At 44.2% G+C, this 23,593-nt stretch carries 22 protein-coding genes; 7 read left to right on the top strand and 15 right to left on the bottom strand.

The genetic code is table 11. The features are described from left to right. Positions 1-42 precede the first annotated feature (42 nt). The 5 genes from ABGV42_RS04055 to ABGV42_RS04035 form a co-directional block, all read right to left on the bottom strand. Entirely contained in the window at positions 43-918 is an 876-nt protein-coding gene (locus ABGV42_RS04055) for a GNAT family N-acetyltransferase (protein ID WP_347380489.1), read from the bottom strand. A 14-nt stretch (positions 919-932) separates the two neighbouring features. Next, complete coding sequence (locus ABGV42_RS04050) at positions 933-3,173, bottom strand: S-layer homology domain-containing protein (protein WP_347380488.1); 2,241 nt, start codon at positions 3,171-3,173, stop codon at positions 933-935. A 212-nt stretch (positions 3,174-3,385) separates the two neighbouring features. Further along, positions 3,386-4,699: an MFS transporter gene (locus tag ABGV42_RS04045; protein WP_347380487.1), complete on the bottom strand. Its 1,314-nt coding sequence runs from the start codon at positions 4,697-4,699 to the stop codon at positions 3,386-3,388. A gap of 34 nt (positions 4,700-4,733) precedes the next feature. After that, positions 4,734-6,128: a hypothetical protein gene (locus ABGV42_RS04040; RefSeq protein ID WP_347380486.1), complete on the bottom strand. Its 1,395-nt coding sequence runs from the start codon at positions 6,126-6,128 to the stop codon at positions 4,734-4,736. Beyond that, positions 6,097-6,759, bottom strand: a complete 663-nt coding sequence (locus ABGV42_RS04035; protein ID WP_347380485.1) for a hypothetical protein — start codon at positions 6,757-6,759, stop codon at positions 6,097-6,099. The genes ABGV42_RS04040 and ABGV42_RS04035 overlap by 32 nt, the downstream gene beginning before the upstream one ends. Before the next feature lie 161 nt (positions 6,760-6,920). On the opposite strand from ABGV42_RS04035, the gene ABGV42_RS04030 reads away from it, so the two are divergent. After that, entirely contained in the window at positions 6,921-7,892 is a 972-nt protein-coding gene (locus ABGV42_RS04030) for an AraC family transcriptional regulator (protein ID WP_347380484.1), read from the top strand. 236 nt (positions 7,893-8,128) lie between these two features. Here ABGV42_RS04030 and ABGV42_RS04025 read toward each other — a convergent pair whose 3' ends face one another. From ABGV42_RS04025 to ABGV42_RS04010, 4 genes are all read right to left on the bottom strand, one after another. Further along, positions 8,129-8,920, bottom strand: coding sequence for an SDR family NAD(P)-dependent oxidoreductase (locus ABGV42_RS04025; protein ID WP_347380483.1), 792 nt, complete (start codon positions 8,918-8,920; stop codon positions 8,129-8,131). A gap of 423 nt (positions 8,921-9,343) precedes the next feature. Continuing rightward, positions 9,344-10,222, bottom strand: coding sequence for an EamA family transporter RarD (rarD, locus tag ABGV42_RS04020; RefSeq protein ID WP_347380482.1), 879 nt, complete (start codon positions 10,220-10,222; stop codon positions 9,344-9,346). A gap of 101 nt (positions 10,223-10,323) precedes the next feature. Then, a complete protein-coding gene (locus ABGV42_RS04015; RefSeq protein ID WP_347380481.1) occupies positions 10,324-10,701 on the bottom strand; it encodes a hypothetical protein in 378 nt (125 codons plus the stop codon). A gap of 128 nt (positions 10,702-10,829) precedes the next feature. Beyond that, a complete protein-coding gene (locus tag ABGV42_RS04010) occupies positions 10,830-11,195 on the bottom strand; it encodes a hypothetical protein (protein WP_347380480.1) in 366 nt (121 codons plus the stop codon). 134 nt (positions 11,196-11,329) lie between these two features. Between ABGV42_RS04010 and ABGV42_RS04005 the strand changes: the two genes are divergently transcribed. Next, positions 11,330-11,731 (top strand): VOC family protein, encoded by a 402-nt coding sequence (locus ABGV42_RS04005; protein WP_347380479.1) that lies wholly within the window; start codon positions 11,330-11,332, stop codon positions 11,729-11,731. Between the two features lie 58 nt (positions 11,732-11,789). On the opposite strand, the gene ABGV42_RS04000 is transcribed toward ABGV42_RS04005, so the two are convergent. Beyond that, entirely contained in the window at positions 11,790-12,413 is a 624-nt protein-coding gene (locus ABGV42_RS04000) for a GntR family transcriptional regulator (RefSeq protein ID WP_431523600.1), read from the bottom strand. Positions 12,414-12,733: 320 nt separating this feature from the next. Here ABGV42_RS04000 and garR point away from each other — a divergent pair, with 320 nt between their 5' ends. The 4 genes from garR to ABGV42_RS03980 all read left to right on the top strand — a co-directional run bounded on the left by garR (position 12,734) and on the right by ABGV42_RS03980 (position 18,060). Further along, on the top strand, positions 12,734-13,642 hold the full coding sequence (garR, locus tag ABGV42_RS03995; protein WP_347380478.1) for a 2-hydroxy-3-oxopropionate reductase: 909 nt from the start codon (positions 12,734-12,736) through the stop codon (positions 13,640-13,642). After that, the gene (locus ABGV42_RS03990) at positions 13,629-15,065 is read left to right on the top strand and encodes a four-carbon acid sugar kinase family protein (protein ID WP_347380477.1); all 1,437 of its coding nucleotides are present in this window, start codon (positions 13,629-13,631) and stop codon (positions 15,063-15,065) included. The genes garR and ABGV42_RS03990 overlap by 14 nt, the downstream gene beginning before the upstream one ends. Before the next feature lie 127 nt (positions 15,066-15,192). Then, positions 15,193-16,512, top strand: coding sequence for a gluconate:H+ symporter (locus ABGV42_RS03985; protein WP_347380476.1), 1,320 nt, complete (start codon positions 15,193-15,195; stop codon positions 16,510-16,512). A gap of 186 nt (positions 16,513-16,698) precedes the next feature. Further along, positions 16,699-18,060, top strand: a complete 1,362-nt coding sequence (locus ABGV42_RS03980) for a TolB family protein (protein WP_347380475.1) — start codon at positions 16,699-16,701, stop codon at positions 18,058-18,060. 146 nt (positions 18,061-18,206) lie between these two features. Here the strand turns inward: ABGV42_RS03980 and ABGV42_RS03975 are convergent, their stop codons facing one another. Together ABGV42_RS03975 and ABGV42_RS03970 are read right to left on the bottom strand one after the other, a co-directional pair. Beyond that, on the bottom strand, positions 18,207-18,443 hold the full coding sequence (locus ABGV42_RS03975; RefSeq protein WP_347380474.1) for a hypothetical protein: 237 nt from the start codon (positions 18,441-18,443) through the stop codon (positions 18,207-18,209). A gap of 113 nt (positions 18,444-18,556) precedes the next feature. Further along, positions 18,557-19,321 carry an alpha/beta hydrolase gene (locus ABGV42_RS03970; RefSeq protein WP_347380473.1) on the bottom strand — a complete coding sequence of 255 codons (765 nt, stop codon included), beginning with the start codon at positions 19,319-19,321 and terminating at the stop codon, positions 18,557-18,559. A 130-nt stretch (positions 19,322-19,451) separates the two neighbouring features. Between ABGV42_RS03970 and ABGV42_RS03965 the strand changes: the two genes are divergently transcribed. Further along, positions 19,452-20,069: a TetR/AcrR family transcriptional regulator gene (locus ABGV42_RS03965; RefSeq protein ID WP_347380472.1), complete on the top strand. Its 618-nt coding sequence runs from the start codon at positions 19,452-19,454 to the stop codon at positions 20,067-20,069. 97 nt (positions 20,070-20,166) lie between these two features. Here the strand turns inward: ABGV42_RS03965 and ABGV42_RS03960 are convergent, their stop codons facing one another. From ABGV42_RS03960 to hmpA, 3 genes are all read right to left on the bottom strand, one after another. Beyond that, positions 20,167-20,322, bottom strand: a complete 156-nt coding sequence (locus tag ABGV42_RS03960) for a hypothetical protein (protein ID WP_347380471.1) — start codon at positions 20,320-20,322, stop codon at positions 20,167-20,169. 29 nt (positions 20,323-20,351) lie between these two features. Further along, on the bottom strand, positions 20,352-21,581 hold the full coding sequence (locus ABGV42_RS03955) for a multidrug effflux MFS transporter (protein ID WP_347380470.1): 1,230 nt from the start codon (positions 21,579-21,581) through the stop codon (positions 20,352-20,354). Between the two features lie 628 nt (positions 21,582-22,209). Further along, on the bottom strand, positions 22,210-23,430 hold the full coding sequence (gene hmpA / locus ABGV42_RS03950) for an NO-inducible flavohemoprotein (protein ID WP_347380469.1): 1,221 nt from the start codon (positions 23,428-23,430) through the stop codon (positions 22,210-22,212). Positions 23,431-23,593 lie beyond the last annotated feature (163 nt).

The following is a 23,593-nucleotide window of genomic DNA, read 5'->3' as shown; positions in this document are numbered from 1 at the left end:
TAAGCCGAGGCTTAACTTTTAAGAGGAAGTATACGATTACTCCTAATGAAGTGTCTTCTGTGATCTCCATAAAATTTCTTCTTTTATATGTGGAGAACATACATGTTTCTTAATAAATCTCAACATCGGCTGATTTTCCACTTCCACAAAGAAGATCAATTCTTTATAAACCGGATCCATTGTCAGCCTCCGGCTAGCCTCGGCCATCAATGCTACACCTCTGGCCATACGCTGAAATGGAATACGGACAAACATGGATTTACACAGGATGGTCTTGTCATCAAAAGGTTCAAAGATCAGCCATCCCACAACCTCCCTGTGGCGGCGCAGAATCACACTTCGACTTTTGTCAATTAATTCTTCTTCTGCAAACGGGTCCAGAATTGAGGGGTACCACTCTCCAAACCCGCCTTTTATCCATTCCCGTTCCTCCGGGGAAATCGAATGGAAAGGAGTGGTTGTGAAGCTTTCAGGCAAGGAAAAGCGTCTTACCCACGGGAACTCTAATGGAACCTCCAGAGATGAACTGTAAACATAAATACCAGGTTGCGGGAGATCAAAGCCACAAGCTTGAAAAAAAGTCGATAACATGGGTTGATCTATTTCGCTCTTCAGATATTCAACAGTCAGTTTCTGTACTCCGGCCTTTCTTAGTAATAAGCACAGCTTATTCATTAAAGCTAGGCCAATTCCAATCCGGCGATACGATGGGACAATACAAAAATCTAGTAATTTTGCCGATCGTTGAGAATCAGCAGCAGGAAGATGGACTAATGAAATTCCTGCCGGCTTCCCTTCAACTAATGCACCCACAGCAGCGTAGAAATGCGGCATTTGCTTGAGGACCGCGTGGTGCTCTATAGAAAGATAATCCAGAAATTCGATTGGAACTGCCCTTTGAAAGATAACAAACTCCAATCGGACTGGCTGGCTCAATCGAGTATAGCGGGAATAGAAACTTCCCACTGGTCTTGCTCGAAGTTGTTTTTCGCGTAATCTTGATAGCCATTAAGCGTTACTCGAAACTTTCCAGGGGATGCAAAGTTATATTTGTTAAAGGATTGCTGCGTCAACAAGATTACCAGCTGATTATTTACTAAGGAATACTGGTAATCTGTTTCCGGACTACTCATTTCCAAAGGACTGCCATTTAGTGTCTTGTTATCTTCTGCTGTGAAATCACCACTAGGTGCATATTCCAGTGTAGTACTACCCACAGAAGGGAACGGTACAGTGATAGACTCACTAAAATTCAGCGTAATGTTGCCGTTATTATATGTCGCATCCGTCACGGTTGGCTTGATTTGATCAATTGTAACAGGAAGTAATACCTGTTTAGTTTGGTCATTTCCCTCCTCATGAAGGGTGAATACAAGCTGAGTATTATCTCCCAATAACATGTTAGAAGGCATTATCGACAATCCACTATTTCCATTTGGAGTAATCGTCAGTGCATCAGAGGTAGAAGTGACGCTTACGCTGCCCAGCACATGCTGTTCTGTATCGATAATATCAAAATCGTTGTCTACAGAATTGTATTGGAAGTTCTCTACCGATTCGCCCCGCTTAACCTGAATTAAACTCTTAATGCTGCGCTTATTGTAGTTTTCAGGATTGGCTGATACAGATAGTGAGATCGGTTCATTAACTGCTAAACTAGTATTAACTACAAAGAAAGCACTTGGTGCAAGAGACAATGAAAGTGAGGATTCATAAGCCTTTGAGTATTGAATTTTGTAATCACTAATTGACTGAGCCTTTTTGCCTGATATCGTGCGAAGAGCATTTTCCTCGGCATGAGGCTGATATGAGATATACAGATACTCATCCACTTGCACCGGGAATTGCAGTTTAATCATTACTCGCTTCCCTGAAATCACGACATCCTCGTTACTCAAAGGTATAGGATATAGAACGTCACCGTCTAAGCTTTTTACAACCAAATCAGAGGTAATTGTATCCCCGTCTTCGTTAAAAGCAGTGGGAATATGAGTCGTATCCAACTCTTCATCATAATTCAACACGATCGTACGGGCGTCCAAAAACTCGATTGAAGTCATTTGGATGGTGTTCTCTATCAATTCAATCGATGCTTCTGAAGGTGCGGAAATATTACCCGCTGCATCGACCGCTACTGCCCGGTACATTCCGGCAGCCAGTCCCTCGGTCGAGATGAAGGTTTGGATATTAGCTGCTGTGATGGCTTCTTTTGCAGCACGGTGCTCTGTTACTAATGCATTCAGCCCGGATACTTCCACTGGAATGCCTTCATATGGCACCAAATAAACAAAACCGGTTTCGGAACTGGTTACACTTACGCTCCCTCCAACTGGAACAGGGGTGGAAGACATGATAGCTACCGTTGGAGCTAAGCTATCAGTTGGGACAGTTGGGCTTCCACTGTTACTATTGTTGCCGCTGCTGCTTCCGCTGGAAGAAGGCACGGTTGGAACAGGCGCCGTTTGTTCAGGCGTTATGGTCGGGGGGACTGAATTATCCTGCTCCTGGGATTGCTGATTTGCGAGCTCGTCTTTTATTTTTTGCTGAGCTGTTAGGAATTTACTGGCTACCATAGCTACCTGTTCACGGCTGGCACTGCCTTGCGGGTTAAAGGTGCCGTTACGATTTCCATTAATCAGTCCAAGCTCAACAGCCGTTGCTACCGCATCTTTGGCATAATCTGCGATGGAGTTTGCATCCGTGAATTTCAACTGCGATGCTTTACCGATTGTAATATCAGCACCTGCAGTATAGTTTAGTGATCTGGCAAACAGTACCGCCATATCCTCCCGGGAAAGATTTTTTCCCAAGCCGAAAGTACCATTTCCAAGTCCCTTGATCAAGCCTGCTTTAGTTGCAGCTTCCACGTATCTGTAGGAGTAACTATCTGCCGGAATGTCCGAAAAAGTCGGCTGTACAGGCGCGCTTTCCACATTCAGACCTAGAGCTTTGGCAAGAATGATTGCGAAATCCTGTCTGTTTATCTTGCCAGTCGGATTAAACTTGCCATCACCTTGCCCGTTGATAATTCCGGTCTCAGCTAGCTTCTGAATGGCGTCTTGGGCAAACGAACCTTGGATATCGGTCAGTTCCGTTGAAGCGAAAGCAGGCTGGATGCTTGCACTAAGCAGAGCAGTAGTTGTCATGACTTTGATGAGTAGCTTTTTCTTCAAATGATTTACCCCCTATATAATTTAAAAATAGACCTATCTCTCAATGAGTGAAAATCTATGCTTATTCAATTTCGACATTTTTCTCACAATTTTTTATATGTAAAAATATATTTTTTTGTTAGGAATTTTTTCATTTCAATTCTCAAAACAAAAAAAAGGCCGTCTATGAAGACGACCTTGACTCTTCTAAGAAACGCTAGAATAACAATATGCTACTTCTGCGTTACCGCCATACTACTCCTTGCCACTTCCGACCCTTTAATTCCGGGGTCAGCGATATTGTACTTTTTGACCATCTGAGTGGATATACTGGCGAATACCCAGCAGATCAGCAGCGAAGCAACGAGCAGCCACATCAAGAGATTCGGAGAATAGTTCATTATAACTGGAGTGAACACGGAGCAGACAGCCGTCAGAATGCGTACGATCGCGATGGATACACCTGTGGCACTAGCCCGCATATCTGGTGAATAGAATGCCTGTGTCCAGATCTTGAAGATCGATTCCCCGTGCAGATTGTTACAGGCGGAATAGACGAAATAAGCTATAGAGAACACAACCCAAGAGGTTGCGCCAAAGATGCCTGACACAACGAAAGATAAGGTACACAACAGCAAACCCATGTTCATCATGGTATAGCGGTACTTCGTATCGGCGAAACGCATATAAATGAAGAACAATACTGCGATCGCGGCCGCATTGGCGATGAAGCCCAGGGCTGTCGAATAGGATTGTGAACGACCGTTAATCGTCACGAGAAAATAGTTTACGAACGACCCCCAAGTGTTGGCAGGAATGTTCCAGAATAGATAAAAGCCAGTCACGGACAACAGCGGCATCAGGTATCTCTTCGAGGCAAAGATGGTCTTGATCGTCAGTCGCATCTCCGGCTGAGTCGAGGTATTTTTATGGGCATTCTCCTCGTACAACTCCTGCTCGACTTGGCGAAACTTGCTTGAGAACACACGCACTCCCCAGTTCAGCAGCGCCACAGCAGCAATCCAGATGAACAACATTCGTGTTCCGGTCATTCCCATCGTCGAAGTGGCGAAGCCCAGCGCCTGCGAGAGCAGAATGCCGAGGATCCAGAACATGCCGGTGATGGTGATGACTTTGCCGTGCCGTTCAGGCGCGACGCGCTCCGTAATAACAGCAAGCGAGGTGGGCAGATCTGCTCCCGACGCCAGCCCAGCGATGACCAGACCAACGAGCAGCGTCTCCAGATTACTGGCGAACCCGATAATTAAGCTGCCGATCGCCACCAACAGAATGTCAATGTTGAACACCCGCACGCGGCCGAATTTGTCCGATAGCCGTCCGCCGAACAATGCACCGATCGCTACAGATAATGTCAACGTTGTGCTGATAACGCCTGTCCACCATGCGTTCACGCCAAAGTGGTCGGACCAGATTGCCAAGGCGATGCCGGCGCTTACTAGCAGTGCGGCATCGAGGTACGAAGCAATCCCCGCAATACTTGCAAGAAACCAGTCTTTGCCTGACAGCTTTTCGTTTGCTTTATTCATGTTTATTCTCCTTTATTTCATGAATATCGAATATCTACAAAATAACGCTTATAGATTGACCCTCCGGCAGTTCGATCATGCGGTCGGCAAGGCGAAGGGTGCCTCCGGCAACGCTGGAGGTGACAGCCACTTGCCCCTTACAAAGCTCGATCGTCACCTGTCCCGATCCGACCGGCAGCGTACAGATCAGTTCGTCCGGAAGCTCGGCCCGGGGTGCGACTTCAAAAGTGGAGTATCCGGGTGAAGTCGGCCGAGCACCAAGCAGATAGCGACCAATCAGGTAGATTGGGCTCGCGCCCCACGCATGACAGAGGCTTTTGCCGTATTTGTCCCCGTACATCGCATATTTCTCCGGCCCAGTCTCGCTTGGATCGTAATACTCCCAGAAGGTGGTTGCGCCCTCGTCCAGCATGCCGCCCCAATAAGACTTGATCTGTTCGATCACATAACCGAATTCGCCGATCTTCGCCATCACTTCGAGCTCCCAGAACTTGAAGTATGGCGTATGAATGGCGCCGATGTTTGGATTCAGCAGAACACTTCGCTTGATGTTCTCTACTCTCGCTCCTTCCACGTAGTCAAACAAAATGGCGAAAATATTGGCGTGCCTCGTCACATTGCGTTTGCCGGATTCGTAGCTGTCGATATAACCTCCCTTCTCCTCGTCCCAATAGAATTGCTCGATGTTGTCCTTGAGCTTCACCAGTTTCTCATCCAGACCGTTGATCGGCTTCCCAAGTGCCCCGCGAACGGCAATGACGCTCTCGTAGGCACGGGCCAACAGCATCTGTTCCGCGCATAGCGGCCCTTGCTTATCAAACTCTGCCCAGTCGATGTAGATCCAGTCGCCTGTTCTCCCATAAATAAATCCATTCTCATCGATCTGCTGCTCGCAATAATTGAGGAGTGATTCCATCTTTGAATATACAGTCTTCAAAAATCTGCGATCTCCGAACGTCCGATAATATTCCTCCAGACCAATTAGCCAGTAGAGCGAATAGTCGACGATGGTGTTCAAATGCTGACGGAACGGTTCGCTGCCGCGAAGCCCCAAAATGGTACGCTCGACGATCTCTTTGTTGAAGAAGCTGTACTGATTAATGAAGTAGCTCTGATACGCGTCGCCAGACCACACCCACTTGTCCCGTTTAATCCCATCTAGAAAAAATATATCGCTGCATGCACGGAATGTCCGGTCGGCAATTGTCCAGATCTCGTTTAATCGTTCATCCGAAGAACGGAAATCGCTCACACCTCCGAAATCGACGAATTGACGATCTGCTTGGACAATGACCGAGTCGTCCTCCACGCCAGGCAGGAAAATATAACGAAATGCCCTCAGACACGTGGCGAATGTATTCTCTCCAATCCGCTCAATTCCGGCATCTTCCGGTATCTCAATGCTCTGCTTCAGATAACAATGGTCCACGTCCAGTGCCTCTGTTCTGCTCTCTCCATAGCAGAGCGTAACCGCTCTGAAATTCGCCGTGGAACGTAAGCTGCGTCACGGCCATGATGTCGCAGCCAAAGTCCAGCAGCATACCTCCATTCACCCGTTCGACGGAGATCGGCTCCCTCAGCTCGTGCGTGTACGGGAAGACCGACGGGTTCTGCTTCGCTTGGGTAAACAGCTCGCTTAATCCTACAGGAAGCTCGTGTTCGAGGTGATTGGATGCCAGCCATGATTCATCCGATCGAATGATCGCACCCTGAACCAGTACGCTCGGTAGTCCCTCCAGATGTGCGACGACCGCCTCAATCTTCACTTTGCCTGGCGCGCAGGTTACCTCCTGACCAAAAGGGTACTTCTCAACCTGTTTGCTACCGTCCGGCAACTGTCGCTTGACGGCAATGTATCCTTTTCCCTGGACGAAAGCTTTAAACGTTGTCGTTTCCATGAGTTCATACGTGCAAGAGAACTCAACCTTGTGATTCCAACCGGACGCATACCAGTATGCCGGCCAATCAAAGCCGCGCTCCTCACGGCTGAAATTTTGCTTCATGATGTGATAAATCTCAAAATCTCCGGGAAACCATATCCAACCATTCAATGTGTTCATCCCTTCCCTAACATCTTGTTAACGCTTACAATATTAAGTATAATCTAAGGATATTCCAGAACGAATGGCATTATCTTATATAAAAATGGTCTTTATTCAGGTTTTTACTTCATTCCAATCGATAACATCATCAAAAAAATCAAGTATAGGGGTTGCGAATAATGGAATTGCTCACATTGGACGAGCAATTGTGCTCGCACACGGAAATTGAGCGAATGCAGCTGGCTGACAAACAGAATATCAATGAGCTGAATCTGCCTTACGCCCTGCAGCGGGTACCTAAGATTCCAAAAGAAGCCTTTTTCCTTGATGGTAATATCTTCATCAACAAGCAGCAGCGGTTCTCCCCGATTCCGGCGCATACACACGACTTCGTTGAGATCAACTATATGTATTCGGGCAGCTGTACGCAGTACGTCAACGACGAGAAAATCGAACTGCAAAAAGGGCACATCGTTGTTATGGATAAGGATGTGGTTCATCGGGTCGATGAAATTGGTGAGGACGATATTCTAATCAACATATTGGTACACGAGAACTTCCTGTCCACTGATATACTGTTTGAAGCAGTTCAGGTCCACTCGATCTTCAGCGAATTTCTTGTCAACGCAATCCGGGAGAAATCAGCCTACCGCAATTTTCTGCTGATCGACGCCTCAGAGAATACAACCATCCTGCCCGTGCTGCGCGGCATGATGGTTGAGCATTTCAGCAGGAAGCCTTTTCGCGAGGAAATAATTAAGAATTACTTCTCAATCTTCAGCTACGAGATCAGCCGCGAATTGGAGAAATGGGCGCTGGAAGGGACAAGAAATCCGGCCAAACCCAAGCTGATGGAGATCGTTCACTATATCGACCGGCACTACCGGGACGCGACGCTAGAGTCGCTTGCCGAGACGTTCCAGTACAACAAAAATTATCTGTCCCTCAAAATCCGGAAGGAGCTAGGTAAGGGATTCCTTGAACTGCTCAATGACAAGCGTCTAAGCGTTGCCAGAAAACTGTTGCGGGAGAGCGACCTGAACACAGCGGAAATCGCATATGAGATCGGCTACAGCGATCCGAGTTACTTTTACAAACTGTTTAAACAACGTTACAAAAAGACACCCTTCAAGTATCGGAATAAAGAATGAAGTAACCCCTTTCATAGGCGCTACTGTTCAAGGTGAGCTTAAGAAAACAAAACATCTTACCAAGAGCCCAAAAGTGCAGGAACAAAAAAGGCGAGCCGATACGCTCGCCAATACGTGACTTTACAGCAACTACAGGGATGAATTAACTCTCGTTTTACGCACATTGGATCATTGAAAAAGGAATAGAACTGGAACCCGGAATATCAGTTATAAGATCATTTCGAAATCTATCATGATTAGTAAATCGTCGGGACCATTCCCCCATCCATACGAATCGGTGAACCTTTGAATGGAGCTGCATAAGGGCTGCATAGAAATGCAGCAAGTCTGCCGATCTCGCTCGGTCTGATGAAACGCTGCAACTCGGATTGCGGAAGATTGGCAGCCATGAACGCTTTTTCTTTTTCCTCAAAAGTCATGCTTTCATCCTGATAAACGCTCTCAATGATCTGTTGTACATGCTCTGAAAGTGTTGGTCCAGGCATAATCGTATTGACCGTTACTTCCGTCCCCACTGTCAATTTGGACAGACTCTTCGATAACGAAAGCAGCATGGATTTGGTGACGGCATATTGCGGCATATGACCTGGCATCACGGCTTCTTCACTCGCTATAAAGATGATCCGGCCAAAGCCGCTGTTTAGCATATCGGGCATATAATATTTGGTCAGTGCATTTGCGGAAATCACATTCGTCTGAATGTATTTTTCCCACACGGTGTCATCTACGTCGTAATAAGACATGATCTCATATATCCCGGTGTTATTTACCAAAATATCAACGTGCGGGAACTTAGCAAACAATGCTTCCCGCTCGGCAGCATTGACGATATCGGCTGTCGCATTTTGAGGCGTAGTATTTGGATAGGCAGACTTGATTTCTCCGACTACGCGTTCAACATCTTCATGATTCCGTCCATTAATAAGTACATTGACTCCTTCTTTGGCCAACTGGATGGCAATCGCTTTGCCAATTCCTTTCGTTGAACCTGTTACCAACGCTATTTTGTTATTTAACCCCATATCCATGATGCATTTCTCCCTTTTCTGCTCTTGTAATTAATGAATATTATCATATCCGATTCCTTACCCGGCGGCATTTGATGCTGTCAAGGAATAGGTTGTCATTCTTTTGTACTTTCTTCTGCTGACAGACACATTCGGACTGATAAGTATTCTCTCGCTGACTTACGGGTCTAATGATACTCTTAACGTTTCTATATGTAACTAGCAGTGAGCGACAACAAACTAGCAAATCACGCCTTTCTCGAATGATATGTTCCAGTAAGCAAACTAGGAGAAATGGGAACCTGAATGCACTTGCTTACTGAGAAAATTTATACATCAAAAAACCGTTGAAATGTATCAGGATCAACGGTTTGAAAATTAATATTTAGTTTCCGATTTAACCGTTCTATTCTTCGAAAAATGACGAAACCAGACCCCCTGCCTTCAACTCACTTTCGCAAGTTTTGTGCCGCGAACTGAGGATATCGCGTATACGACGAGTGCTGTCCAGATCAGTGCGAAGCCGACGAGAAGAACCGGCGAAACCGATTCCTTAAACACAAATATGCTTAGGAATAGCATGATTGTCGGCCCGATGAATTGTACGAATCCGAGTGTGGACAGCGACATGCGTGCGGCCGCACGCGCAAAAAATAATAGCGGCAGCGCCGTTACCACACCGGAAAGAATCAGTCCAACGAACATGGATGGAGGCAGCGTCCATGCCGTAGACTCTCCCATGACAGTCAAATAGATCCAGTAGCCAAGCGCGATGGGCAGGACTACAGCCGTCTCTGACAGCAAGCCTACAGAAGCGTCTTGTACCGTCTTCTTCTTAGCAAGTCCATACAAGCCAAACGATACAGCCAGTGAGATCGCGACCCACGGAAAACGACCATAGTCGATAGCGATAATGAGTACCGCGACCCCAGCGATGGCAATGGCGAGCCACTGGCCGCGGTTTGGCTTCTCATGAAGGAAGACAACCGCTAGCAGCACGTTCAGCAGCGGGTTCAAATAATAACCGAGACTTGTCTCGACAACGTGCCCATTGTTGACCGCCCAGATGAAGATGAGCCAATTCACTGCAATCAGCAGTCCGCTTGCGGTGAGGGATAGCAGGTGTGATCGGTTAGCAGCAATCCGCTTCATATCACCCCAGCGGCGCTGGACGGCGACGAGAATACCCATGAAGACAAACGACCAGACGACCCGGTGGGACAGAATCTCGCCTGCCGGCACATCGTTAAACAATTTCCAATAGAGCGGGAGAACCCCCCACATAATATAAGCAATAATAGCGTTGACTAACCCGTTATTCATGAATCCAATTCTCCTCTTCTCTCTCTGATGTCTGAACGGATTATACGCCTTGATCCTAGCTTAAGTAAAGGAAATAATCGGACAAGCAGGGAGCCACGCTCTTATTCGGCTGCCGTTATTTTAGAGAAAATGTATTTGATATTTGAATCTTTAGCCGTCTTTATCGCAACGGAGAAGTGCTTCGCATCACCAAATCCAGCAGCTTCAAACGGTTTACCTTCCTCGATCCAATGACCAATTGTACTTCCACCAAAACGGTACAGGACATTGAACTCTTTTTTTAACTGAGCAATCCCGAATGTCTTATCCTGCTTATCTTCAAACAACACCGCTTTCCCATAATCATTCATTACTTCGGAGCGCACAATTTGCACATCTCCTGGTATTGCATTCGTTTCGTTGAAATGTAATCCTTCTATGGTTACGATCAAAAAAATTCCCAATAAAAATAGGCATGCAATATAAATGGTTTTTTTCATGACCTTCCCTCCAGGTATCTTGCAAAGAACATATTTTTTTGTTAAGTATTAAACCGATTTTAAGTTCCACAACTTGTCGGGGATAACAGACCTTATCGAAACATGAAAATCAAAAAAGCAACCGACTGTTAGCCAGCTGCTCTCTTGAAATATTGCTGAATCAGTAATAAAAGGATAAGAGAAAATATACAGCTTACTATTGCAATGATGATCTGAAGACAAGTGAATGAGATTTTTTCCAGAACATTTCTTTTCTTTTTTTGAATGAAAAACGAGTAAATTAGCACAGTAATCACAACAGGCAAATATTGATGAAGGTCTGGTCCCGCTTTACTCGGTAATACTCTGTTAATATATCCGCCTATAGTCTCATCAATGATCATAAAACTATATATAACTCCGATGATCGCAGAAATAAAAAACGAAAAAACCACCTGAATTAGATCTTTACTCAGAATGATAGGACCAAGTTTTCGGTGTAAGTCTTTCATCATAAACGATTAGCAGCCTCCTCATTTTATTCATTTCCCCCTATACTTTACCACACCCTTCCAATTTGTGCTGTCTCTGCTGCCAGCAGTAGAGTATAGTAGGATTAGTCAAAAATATATTTCAGGAGGCTACAGCCATGTCACAGGATATCTGGATTAACCTGCCGGTCAAAGACGTTGAGAAATCGACTGCCTTTTTCAATGAGATTGGTTTCGATGCGATGAGCGTTGGTAGCGAAAGAGCTAAGCTAACCATCGGCCAAACAACACTTCTGCTCTTCCCGGAGGCGGTGTTTGAGAAATTCACAGGTTCAACAATCGCAGATACTTCCCATTGTGCAGAAATTATATTTTCACTTGGTGCCGAAAGCAGAGAAGAAGTCGACGCGATTATTCAAAAAGTAGAATCTGCCGGAGGAAGTATCTTTGGCAAACCGAGTGAAAATGAGGGCTGGATGTACGGTGCCGGATTTGCCGACCTGGACGGTCACCGGTGGAACCTGCTGTACATGGATGAGAGCAACATGCCGAAACGCTAATCGAAAAACGCCGGTCACCTTCTTAAGGTCACCGGCGTTTTATGATTCCCCTTGCTTCTTACTGATTGCTCATAACATGAAGATAAAAGTTCAGATCGTTCTCCAGATGTTTTTTCATCAACTCTTCTGCTTTCTCGCCATTTCTCGACTTGATTGCATCATAAATTTCTTCATGCTCATCAATCAGATGAGGACGATTATAGATCACAACGGTCTTCCTGAACAGATAAATAATAGCCTGCATCCGGTCTATAATATCGATCATGAGCGGATTATTACTTGCTTTTACAATGTCATTGTGAAAGCTTTCGTTAGCCGACATAATCTCATCTTTGGTCCCCGATCTCCCGATCTCCACATACGTATACAGTTCCTCAATCTCGTTGTCTTTCAGGAAATTCGCCGCGCATTTGGCTGAATACCCTTCCAACAATATGCGAACATTAAATAAATTACGTAAATCCTTTTCCGTCGGCTTAACCACTTTTTTTTGAACAATTAATCCTTCGTTCTCCAATTTTCGTATAGAATCCCTTATGGGCGTTCTGCTAACTCCAAGCTCTGCAGCCAGTTTCTCTTCAACAATCTTCGTACCGCTAGGAAGCTCACCGTTTAAAATCTTGTCACGGAGAATTTCATAACACTGATGATACGCCGGTCGTGAGCTATTATTTTCATGCACTAACTTCACCTCAGTTTCATTTCTCATCATAAATATAGTACCAAATTATGTTCATAAAAGCATTCCAATAAACGATGTCTAATCATAAAAGTATACGTTAATTCATAAATTGTATACAATTTTATGAATTAACGTATACAATTTTTATTTTTTAGTATACAATGAAAACGCAAACAACGATGTAAGCGGTTGCCGAATCAAACTTTCTTGTTTTCAGCATTCCAAGTTAACTTCAACGTGGTTTGCATCCAGTTTGTGTACTTAACTCAATTCATAGGCATAGAAGCCTTTCTTAGAAAAGTTACTAGGAGGAAAACATCATGGCTAAAAAAATTGGTTTTATTGGATTAGGTATTATGGGGAAACCGATGGCTCTAAACCTCAGAAAAAAAGGACACGAATTAACCGTTAATGACCTAAATCAGGAAGCGGTTCAAATATTGGTCGAATCAGGTGCCACTGCAGCTTCATCACCAAGAGAAGTCGCTGAAAACTGTGAAATCATCATCACGATGCTCCCTGCGTCTCAACATGTGCAGGCAGTTGTTTTGGGTGAACAAGGCATTTTATCCGGAGCCAAAGAAGGCTCGGTTATTATCGATATGAGTTCCATCACTCCTGCTGTTTCCATCGCTCTTGCTGAAGAAGCTGCGAAAAAAGGCGTCGGCTTCTTGGATGCACCCGTTAGCGGCGGAGAACCTAAAGCCATTGATGGTACATTAGCAATTATGGTAGGCGGCAAAGAAAGCGTATTCGAACAAGCCAAGTCCGTATTGTTTGACATGGGGACAGCTGTTACCTTGGTTGGAGATAGCGGATGTGGAGTTACAGCGAAGCTCGCGAATCAAATTATCGTTAACTTGAATATCGCTGCGATGTCCGAAGCACTTGTCCTGGCAGCTAAAGCGGGCATTGATATCGATAAAATGTATCAGGCGATCCGAGGCGGATTAGCGGGCAGTGCAGTTCTTGATGCCAAAGTTCCGCTGATTCTGGAAAGAAACTTTGCTCCAGGAGGCACGATCGCGATCAATATGAAAGATATTACAAATGTCATGGATACAGCTCACGAGATTGGAGTACCTCTCCCACTATCCAGTCATCTGTTAGAAATGTTCCATGCGCTAAAGGTTGACGGAAAATTAATGGACGACCACGGGGGTATCGTGCAGTATTATGAAAAATTAGCAAATGTCGAAGTAAGGGGTCTTGGACATGAAAACAAATAACCGATCTGTAGAAGAAGTTTTCAGCAAAATTCCTTCTCCTGATACGAACCTTATCCATGGAATGATTGAACAAGAGCTTCAACACTTTAATCCCAAAATTATCGTTTTGGATGATGATCCAACGGGTGTTCAAACCGTACATGGGATCTCGGTCTATACGGATTGGTCCATAGATAGCATCGACAGAGGATTTAAGGAAGACCATTCGATGTTCTTTATTCTCACCAATTCACGTGGATTTACAGCTGCTGAGACGACAAAAGCACACCAGGAAATTGCTGCAAATATCGTAGCAGCTGCCAAGAAAAACAACCGTGAGTTCACCATTATTAGTCGTGGAGATTCCACACTTCGAGGCCACTATCCACTTGAAACTAAAGTGTTAAAAGACACCGTTGAAGCAAAGTCAGATATACGGTTTGACGGTGAAATACTCCTCCCTTTCTTCAAAGAAGGCGGACGCTTCACAATCGATAATATTCACTATGTTCAATATGACACGGAACTGGTTCCTGCTGGAGAAACCGAATTCGCCAAGGACCGCACCTTTGGTTATACCAAATCACATTTAGGGGAGTGGGCTGAGGAGAAATCGAATGGTCAGTATAAAGCCGATCAGATGACGTACATCTCGCTTGAAAGTCTGCGTGCCATCAACATTGATCTCATTGAACAGCAGCTGTTGAAAGTGGAGAACTTCAATAAAGTTATCGTGAATGCGGTTGACTATTCCGATGTTCAAGTCTTCACCATTGCTTTAATTCGAGCCATCAATAAAGGTAAACATTTTATGTTTAGAAGTGCTGCTGCACTTACGAAGGTCATCGGAGGCGTTAGTGACAAAAGCCTGCTCACGCGTAAAGAAATGATGAGTGATAACACAAATCATGGCGGATTAGTCATCATTGGATCCCATGTTAAAAAAACAACGGAACAGTTTGAAGAACTGAAGAAGTCCAGTGCAGTAGAATTTGTTGAATTTAATGTTCACCTTGTTCTGGAACCCGATCAATTCGAGAACGAGCTTCATAGAGTTGTGGAGACAACCAATGAACTGATTCTTCAAGGCAAAAATGTGGCTGTCTATACCAGAAGAGAACGATTGGATCTTGGAGAAGACAGAAAAGAAGAGGAATTAAAACTATCGGTCAAAATTTCGGATGCCGTCACGAGTATTGTCAAACGTTTGGAAGTAAGACCATCGTATATCATTGCTAAAGGTGGGATTACCTCGAGCGATATTGGAACGAACGGCCTTGAAGTAAAACGAGCTACCGTTGCTGGGCAGATTCGGCCTGGTATCCCGGTGTGGACAACGGGGAGCGAAAGTAAATTCCCCGGAATTTCCTATGTCATCTTCCCGGGAAACGTGGGTACCAAAACGGATTTAAGAGAAGTCGTTGAAATGTTGAGTGCGAAGTAATTCAAAATAAGTTTAGTATGGCCAAACTGTAAGGAGTAACACTGATAAATGACTAATAAAAAACAAATCGTGAACTCCTTACATTTTGGTTTCCTTGATCAAGCCAATATAGAAAAGAGGAAAATATATGCCAATTATCTCCGTTACCATTGGGGTCATTCTACTGCTCATATTAATGATGGCTTTTAAGTTAAACGCTTTCATATCCTTGATTATTGTTTCCCTGGCTGTTGGAGTACTGGAAGGAATGACACCAATTCAGGCTGTCGAATCCATCGAATCCGGTTTAGGCGGAACACTCGGACATTTAACGATGATTATCATTTTTGGAGGAATTCTCGGGAAGTTAATGACCGATTCCGGTGGTGCGCAGCGTATCGCCACCACCATGATAAGTGCCTTTGGTCAAAAACGGACTCAGCTAGCGGCGGTTATTACGGCAGCTATTGTTGGAATCGCTTTATTCTTCGAAACTGGAGTGGTGGTATTAATTCCATTGGTATTTACCATCGCGAGAGCTGCACGTGTGCCTGTTCTATATCTGGGAATGCCCGTTATTGCAGCCCTTATCACTATGCACGGATTCGTTCCTCCGCATCCTGGACCGACAGCCGTTGCGAATGTCTTTGGAGCCAATATCGGATTAACGATGATCTTAGGCATGATTATTGCGATCCCGGCATTTATCCTTGCGGGTCCTGTTTATACCAAGCTGTTCAAAAAAGAAGCATTACAGATCGATATCCCAAAAGGGCTATTTAATCCCAAGGAATTCAAAGAAGAAGAGCTTCCTAAATTCGGAATCAGTCTGTTCACAGCTCTTTTACCGGTCATTTTGATCGCGCTTCAAACCGTTGTCGAAATTTTTGCACCTGAATCAGCCATTTCACCAGTAACTGATTTCATCGGTAATGCGAATGTGGCTTTATTAATCTCAGTCATTGTTGCCATTTTTACTTTCGGATTAAATCTGGGCAAGAAAATGCCTGAGATCATGACCTCACTGAGTGAATCTGTAAGTGGAATCGGAATGATCCTCTTAATCATCGCTGGTGGTGGTGCGTTTAAGCAAGTTTTGATTGACAGTCATATTGACCAATATATTTCGGATCTGATGTCAGGCTCAACCCTCTCTCCACTCCTTTTAACCTGGCTGATCGCAGCCATCTTAAGGATTGCCGTTGGTTCTGCAACCGTAGCCGGTATGACAGCAGCTGGTATTGCCGCACCTCTGGTTGCTGCAACAGGTGTAAGTCCGGAATTGATGGTTCTCGCAGCAGGTGCGGGTAGTGTTACTTTCTCTCATGTCAATGATGCAGGATTCTGGATCTACAAGGAGTACTTCAATCTTAGTATCGGTAAAACGATAAAAACATGGTCGGTCATGGTAACGATTATCTCCCTGGTGGGACTTGCTGGTGTTCTGATTTTGGATATGTTCATGTAAATCGTAAATATGTAATAAAATCATAAAGGCACGTTCTTATTAGAACGATGCCTTTTTTTGATCATACGTTGTGCTAACCTTTGACACTCTCTGTTCCAAATACCTGAGTTGAGTGATTATAAGCATTCGCCCATTTTACTTTCTTGAATATATTGTAGGAATTCAATCTGAAGGGCGGATTTAAATATGAATCTTACTTATCATGAAGCGATCCTGTTTAATTCAAATGTTGGGGGTGGTTCGTACGACATTTGGCTTTATCAACCTTTCACAGGACGGACCATGAAGCTAACCCAGAATCTTGGCGCGGAATTTTCAATTCCATATTGGTCGCCAGATGCCCAAAGTTTTACTTTTATTGGCAAGAATAATATGGTGTTCGTATTCAATCTAAACAGCAGGAAATGGGCACAGATTGACCAAATTGAACCTTATACTCTACTGAGCTGGTCACCGGATAGTCAGTACTTGGCTTATGTAAAAAGCAATCGGATTGTGATCTACAATATCTACGCTCATACCAGCGGTTCGATCGTTCAATATGGAGTTACCGATGTCCAGTGGTTTCCTTCAGGAGAGGCGTTCCTGTTTGCAGCACCTGATGAAGCAGGCAATACTCAACTATTTAAGATCAACCGGGATGGCATGAACAAACAGCAAATAACCAAAAATACGGAAGGGCCACTCCATAATGTCAGAATATCACCTAACGGGGAGTTTGCCTTATATACTTCTCCGGGAGCCAGCATTTCCTTGATCACTACGGTGAACCTGTCTACAGGAGTGAGCTACCAACTCCAAGGCGGACCACAGGCGAAGAACTATTTTCCCGAATGGTCCCCGGACTCTTCAACGATTGCATACAGTGCTACAGACATCGTAAACAATCAATACGTTTCTCTAATCCAGACTGACAGCCGAGTTGGCGGGCAGCAAAAAACATGGGCGGTCTCCACCTGTTTCTCCACACCACTTAGTTGGTCGCCGGACGGGAAACGACTTGCATACTTATCCGGATGCAGCAATCAAGAACAAGCAGACGAAATTTGGGTTATTGATTTGAATTCCCCTAATAACCCGATTAAAATTGTTGAAGCCAAGTGGATTACATCTCTACAATGGTCACCACAAGTGCATGATGTTGAGCCCTACAAATTATTTCTCAATCAGATCTACAGAGTATCCTTCTACTATCCACAGAACTGGCGCAAAGTTACCGAAGAACGATTCGAAGGATCGGACGGATTTTTTCAGATATCGGCGATATCTTCAGAAGAGGAAATTCACTCCGTATGCAGAGCCGAAGCCTTCCATGTCCTGCAACCCTATGGAACCAATCCACGAATCTTTCCTGCATTGGTTCAAGCACAGGAAGCCTGTTTCATATTTCCTTCGGAAGACCAACCCGTAGAAATGAGAAATCAGGCGGCACTTATTGTCAAATACCCTTCTCCTGTTGTGATTCAAGGAAGTACGTATTCCTATTTCATCTTGTGGGCCGATCAGGATCACTTAATCTCGCTGGTAAAGACGCTTACTTTTATTTAAGCTAACATAGCAATTTAGAGAAAAAGGTGCAAAACGAAATTATTATCGTTCTGCACCTTATTTACCAAGCACATCATTTTGTCTAATGAGATAGAAAAACCGCCCTAGAAATAGGCGGCTGTTTTCTGTGAATGATGTGATATTAACTACCTGGTGTACCTTTCGATATCGTCTAAGCTAGATTGTGACTCTCTTCTATAATGATCTTCATGCTGACGAACGTCATTCTTCAACTTTGCTAAGAATCCCCACCCCATAAAGGCAAGTAAGAGCACGGTAATCAACGCATAAGCGAAACTAAATAAATTCATGAAAAAATGAATAAAAATGGTTGCCAATATGAATCCCAAAATCCACAATACCCACTTTGTGCTCTTTTTCAATAATCTTCCTCCTTGAATAAATTCCTAATTTTGCCTACTATGTATCATAGTACATACGAAGGTGATTAATAAATGGTTTCAATTCAAGGTTTTTGTTGAGTCACAAGTAGATATTAGCGATTTAACCGTTTAAACCATTCTTCGAGCCCCTTCACTACCTCTTCCAATTGCTGTTCTTCAGTAATGGCAGGTGTATGATCTCCTTTTTGTTCTCCGTATGAACCAAACTGCCCATGATTTCCGCCTTGAATGCTTACAAATGTCGTGTCTTCCGGAAGATTTATTTTGGCATCTTCCCAACTTTCGATGTTCAGTACACCATCATCAGTACCTGTGATCTGCAATGCAGACAAGTCGGTCTCCGTTAAGCTTCCACTTTCGTCGGCGTATGATGCTAAGTAAAAGACACCTTCCAGCGTGTCTGTATGCTGGGCAGCATACCGTGATGCGAAGACCCCTCCTAGCGAATGTCCACCAATGACAAAAGCTTCGTCGGGATGTTCTTCAATAAATGAATCTGCCTTGTTCTGCCCGAACATGGCTAAATTTAACGGCATATTTGCTACATATACTCTATGCCCTTCTTCTGCCAGTTTTTTAGCAAATGGAGCGTAACCTGCCGGTTCCACCAAGCCTCCCGGATAAAAAACAATGTTTGGTTCTACGGTCTCTGCGCCCTCAGGTTCAAATCGATAGCCATTTTTGATCTTGGTTATGCTAATCTGTCCATCTGGTTTCAGGGCAGCTTCAGCTCGTTCCGACGGATTATACGTAATCGATTGGAGATAAACGAATAGTCCAGCTACGATTATAATTACCGATAAACAAGACCATATCAGGATTTTTTTCCACTTGTTATTGCGTTGTGCTGTTTTCACCCTAAATTCCACCTTTATTCGTTACTGTGTTGGCTTCAATTTATTATACTTACCGGTAAGTATAATAACAAGTTGATTTTGCTTATGAGCGAGGTTTGTCATAAAATATTCAAATGGAGGAGAGTGTGCAATGCCAGAAAATTCATCCAAACGTATGCCTGGAAGACCCAAGCAAACGGACAACGAAATTTCAATTCAGCAAACGATCATTTTAACGGCTTCCAAATTGTTCAAGGAATACGGCTACGAAACTGTCACGCTCCAACACATTGGAAAACGATGCAATGTGTCTAAACCAACCATATACTATCACTTTGCTAGCAAGCCCGAACTTTTTAAGGTGGCTATGATCACCATGTTCCAGAATGTTCGCCGAGTAACCTCAGATTTGCTTGATGATGCTGAACATCTGGAGGATGGACTTATACGATTGGCCGAGGCCAGGTTGGCGAATCCGCATGCAGAGGTTGAAACAATGATCAGAGAAGCTGAGCCTTTTCTTGAAGAGAATCAAGTTCAGGAAATTAGAGAAGCCGAAGTCCGCATTCACGAGGTATTAGCAACCCATTTCCGGTTGGCTATGGACCAGCAAACGCTGCGCGAAGACGATCCCATGTTCTTAGCGGAGACTTTTTCGACCCTGATGTTAATGGGTAATCGGGAAAATACTCCGCAAAAGTATGAATCTAATCTTGCACTGGGCCGAAGATTAGTGGGCATCTTTCTGAGAGGTGCGAAGTCAACTTGACTTTTTTCTCAGCCTAACTAGGGTCCATTGAGATTAACGGAGGAACGAAAGCGGAATTCTTGAACTGTTTGGTTTAAATGGGTACCCGCAGTCGAGCTTAATGCTTGGCTGCTGTGCCTCCCACCCGATACAACGTGTTCAGCGCGCGTTTGATGAGCATGAGCACAGGATATAAAGAAATTCGTTCCCAAAACAAAAAAGTCGCTAAATTAGCGACTTTTCGTTCGTAGTAAACACGTTTGAGTCTAAACATGATTGTGGTTACAGCTCCTGTAGAACAAACTAAACGTTTAGTTCGGACTGAGCATGTGGGGAGGTAGGATGTGATACCTTTCTAACCAGTACGAAGTAAGTGATAATTGCAGCAAGACTGGTTCCTAACAATGTAAGCCCTAATGGAACAGCCGTGTCTTCACCGGCAACTCCGACCAATGGAGCCACCATCGCGCCAAGCAAAAAGGGAACGACCCCGAGTAATGCTGCAGCACTTCCGGCACTTTTGGCTTGACTCTCCATGGCAAGTGGAAATGCCGCTGTTGACGTAATCCCTATAGAGCATACAAAGAAGAACAACGGAATGACCAGAGCGTAAAGTGGGCCATGAGCAAGGGCTACAATCAAAGCAGCAACACTTGCCGCTAATGCTAGCCATAGTCCCGACAATAGAAGGGTCTGCTCAGGAATACGTTGTGCCAGCCGTCCCACGATTTGAGAGCCGATGATCAGGCTGATCCCGTTAGAAGCAAATAATATAGCAAATACCGTAGGTGTGACTCCATATATATTTTGATAGATAAAAGGTGTTCCTGCTACATATGCAAAGACTCCAGCCGTCATAATCCCCTGTGCCAGCATGTAACCGACAAACTTCCGGTCACGCAGAAGCTGACCATAGTTACGCAGTTGAAGTTTGAAGTTGGGGGCGACGCGTCGTTCCGGCGGGTTCGTCTCCTTCAGACTCCATTTGGTCATTGCCAATAAGAAAATCCCCAGAACTGCAAGTGAGATGAACACACCAATCCATGACGTAAATGAAAGAACGCCACTGCCCGCGATGGGTGCTGCCAAAGGCCCCAAATTCCCTACAAGCAATAACAAAGAGAAGAATTTGGTGAGCTCGTGTCCACTGTATAGGTCGCGAGCTATCGCGCGGGAAATGACGATCCCTGCTGAAGCCGCGAAACCTTGAGTGAAGCGAAACAAAATCAACAGCCCAATATTTGGAGCGTAGGCGCACGCCAATGAACAAATAATGTAGGCGGCCATGGAGATCAGCAGCGGTGTTCGTCTACCGTAAGCATCGCTCAGTGGTCCCATAACCAGTTGCCCCATACCCAGCCCTAGTAAGCAAGCAGTAAGACTGAACTGAACAAGTGAAGCATTCGTATTGAAATTTGCTGCAATCTCAGGGAATGCTGGTAAATACATGTCGATCGTAAATGGGCCTAAGGTTGAAAATAAACCCAACAATAAGGCCAAGCCTGCAACATTCCATTTGTTGCCTTTAATCATTGATCCATACCTCTCTCTAAAAATTACTTTAAACCTTTAGACAGTATAGCTCTTAGAGTTAACTTTAGGTCAAGCTATATTTGGGAAACTTGTGGTGCAAGTAAATTCGGAAGATATGTATTCTAAAAGTATATCTACACTTTACTCTATAAGAGTTGTCCTCTGAGTACTTTATACATAAAAGAAACCGCCGAAAACAATATTCAGCAGCTTCATTGCATTTGATTTAATATAACGTTGGAACTGGAGAACAATTGTAGGAACCAATTTCACGCAATCCAATTGAATACTGATTCCATCTCCCACCAAAAAATCTATAGCCGTAAGCTATTGATTCCCCGACCGCTGTCAAGAAAAACCAAAAATTATCTCCATTCCTAAGCCACATATACGTGAAACGATTAATGCAATTTTGAAGTCCCAAGGAATTAGCAGGATAGGGAAACATGGGTTGTGGGTATGCCATATTTTCAGAATCACTCCTTATAGGTAATTGACCTATCACCACATTATGCCCAAAATTACTATTTGGGTTGGGTGTAAGCCCAGGAGATCCGCTGTTACACAACTGAATTTACATTGATTTTGACTCTTAACTGAAAAAAATACTCCCAGACGTTTTTCAATTCTATTCCTCACCTAACATAGCCAGAGGACTAAAAGCTTCGTAATGTATGTTAGCCTGTTCTATCCCCCACTCTGTTAAGATCCGATATATCGACTCCATAAATGGAATGGAACCACAGAAGTAAAAGTCAGCTTTCTTTGAAGGAACTACGGTTTGCAGCCACTTCAGATCAATTCTTCCTTCGAAATCAAAATTGCGAGCTTCCCGATCATGCGCAGTTGGAGAAGAATAACATACCACTGATTTCAAGTTGTGGTGACTCTTCTCCATCTCAAGCAGTTGTTCCTTAAAGGCATGTGTCCCACTGTTGGCAGTGGCGTGGATAAAGGTCACTTGACGATCCGGTTGTTCTTTGACAACCGTATTCAGCATACTCAAAACAGGCGTGATTCCGATTCCTCCACTGATAAAAACAAGAGGCTCTTCTGTGGTCGCTATTATAAAGTCACCAGCTGGAGCGGAGAATTCTAATGTATCACCTACTTGAACGTGTTCTTGCAAGTAATTCGATACCAATCCATCCGGATCATCGTGACTTGCCTCTTCACGTTTCACTGTAATTCGGTAGTGTTCGCTGTTTGGAGCATCAGACAGGCTATAGTGACGTATATGAGTATACGTTTCACCAGGTATGTTTGCTTTTATCGTCAAATACTGACCGGCTTTGTATTTGGCAATGCTTTGTCCATCTTGTGGCTTTAAATAAAACGAGGTAACCTCTCCTGTTTCCTTTTCTTTTTTGTCTACAACAAAGGTACGATAATCTGGCCAGCCTCCTACTTGGTTCTCCGTCTCATCATATAGTTCTTTCTCAATACTTATGAACGCATCCGCAATGAAGCTATAAGCTTTGCCCCAAGCTTCGATGATTTCATCGGTAGCAGCGTCACCAAGCACATCCTTGACTGCTTCTAGCAGCGTTTCGCCTACAATGGGGTACTGCTCGGGTTTGACTCCTATGGCTCGATGTTTTTCTGTGATTCGTCTGATAACTGAAGTTAATGCATCCAGGTTGGTGATGTATTCGCCAGCTGCATAAACGACATAACCCAATGCTTCCTGCTGAACCCCTCTTTTTTGATTCGTTTGATTAAAAATGTTGTTCAGTTCTGGTGCTTTTCTAAATAACAGTTCATAAAATCGTTTTCCTATTTGTGCACTGTGCTCTTTCAATACAAGTGCTGTTGATTTGACGATTTCTATCGTTTTGGAATCAAGCATATATGGTACCATTCCTTCAGATTAAATTTTGTGTTAAACGGTTAAAGCTTCTCCAAACCAAAGGAAGGGTATACTTGGCTGACAAGCCATCGGTTCAGCTTTCATCCTTAAAATGAAAATGTTCATGAGGAATCACATCCATCATCTAAAATCGCTAGCCACT

The sequence above is a fragment of the Paenibacillus pabuli genome (assembly GCF_039831995.1).
Classification (GTDB): Bacteria; Bacillota; Bacilli; order Paenibacillales; family Paenibacillaceae; genus Paenibacillus; species Paenibacillus pabuli_C.
This window is presented reverse-complemented; position numbering and strand designations above follow the sequence as displayed.

Bases quoted from the DNA above. Each gene is read 5' to 3' on its own strand.
- hmpA (WP_347380469.1), bottom strand. From the start codon at position 23,430: ATGCTTGATTCCAAAACGATAGAAATCGTCAAATCAACAGCACTTGTA.
- ABGV42_RS03955 (WP_347380470.1), bottom strand. From the start codon at position 21,581: ATGATTAAAGGCAACAAATGGAATGTTGCAGGCTTGGCCTTATTGTTG.
- ABGV42_RS04005 (WP_347380479.1), top strand. From the start codon at position 11,330: ATGTCACAGGATATCTGGATTAACCTGCCGGTCAAAGACGTTGAGAAA.
- ABGV42_RS04015 (WP_347380481.1), bottom strand. From the start codon at position 10,701: ATGAAAAAAACCATTTATATTGCATGCCTATTTTTATTGGGAATTTTT.
- ABGV42_RS04030 (WP_347380484.1), top strand. From the start codon at position 6,921: ATGGAATTGCTCACATTGGACGAGCAATTGTGCTCGCACACGGAAATT.
- ABGV42_RS03985 (WP_347380476.1), top strand. From the start codon at position 15,193: ATGCCAATTATCTCCGTTACCATTGGGGTCATTCTACTGCTCATATTA.
- rarD (WP_347380482.1), bottom strand. From the start codon at position 10,222: ATGAATAACGGGTTAGTCAACGCTATTATTGCTTATATTATGTGGGGG.
- ABGV42_RS03960 (WP_347380471.1), bottom strand. From the start codon at position 20,322: ATGTTTAGACTCAAACGTGTTTACTACGAACGAAAAGTCGCTAATTTA.
- ABGV42_RS04035 (WP_347380485.1), bottom strand. From the start codon at position 6,759: ATGAACACATTGAATGGTTGGATATGGTTTCCCGGAGATTTTGAGATT.
- ABGV42_RS03980 (WP_347380475.1), top strand. From the start codon at position 16,699: ATGAATCTTACTTATCATGAAGCGATCCTGTTTAATTCAAATGTTGGG.
- ABGV42_RS04025 (WP_347380483.1), bottom strand. From the start codon at position 8,920: ATGGATATGGGGTTAAATAACAAAATAGCGTTGGTAACAGGTTCAACG.
- ABGV42_RS04010 (WP_347380480.1), bottom strand. From the start codon at position 11,195: ATGATGAAAGACTTACACCGAAAACTTGGTCCTATCATTCTGAGTAAA.
- ABGV42_RS03990 (WP_347380477.1), top strand. From the start codon at position 13,629: ATGAAAACAAATAACCGATCTGTAGAAGAAGTTTTCAGCAAAATTCCT.
- ABGV42_RS03965 (WP_347380472.1), top strand. From the start codon at position 19,452: ATGCCAGAAAATTCATCCAAACGTATGCCTGGAAGACCCAAGCAAACG.
- garR (WP_347380478.1), top strand. From the start codon at position 12,734: ATGGCTAAAAAAATTGGTTTTATTGGATTAGGTATTATGGGGAAACCG.
- ABGV42_RS04045 (WP_347380487.1), bottom strand. From the start codon at position 4,699: ATGAATAAAGCAAACGAAAAGCTGTCAGGCAAAGACTGGTTTCTTGCA.